Genomic DNA, 219 nt, shown 5'->3' with positions numbered 1-219 from the left:
AAGGCCAAGATCCAGACGCCGCTCTCGAAGTCTAGCGTGGAGACGCCAGCCCCGAACAGCCCTTCACGTCAAGCGCAGCGCTTTGACAAACAAGGCGGGCCGGAGCTCTACGACAAGCCTCACGGCAAAGCGCAATTGACCCAAGCGCCGGAGCGCGAGGCGCGGCCCTCGGAAGATAACATCGAGATGACACGTCTGGATGGGAGCACATCATCGAGC

Annotated in this window: 1 protein-coding gene; it reads left to right on the top strand. The window is 61.6% G+C overall.

Annotated elements, in window-relative coordinates; all coding sequences use genetic code 11:
* Window positions 1-36: 36 nt before the first annotated feature.
* A partial coding sequence (locus tag CWO89_RS47500; RefSeq protein WP_207234749.1) for a hypothetical protein occupies window positions 37-219 on the top strand: 183 nt, incomplete at its 3' end.

The sequence above is a fragment of the Bradyrhizobium sp. Leo170 genome, assembly GCF_004296405.1.
Classification (GTDB): domain Bacteria; phylum Pseudomonadota; class Alphaproteobacteria; order Rhizobiales; family Xanthobacteraceae; genus Bradyrhizobium.
The sequence above is the reverse complement of the archived record's forward strand: the minus strand, read 5'-3'. Positions and strand labels throughout refer to the sequence as shown.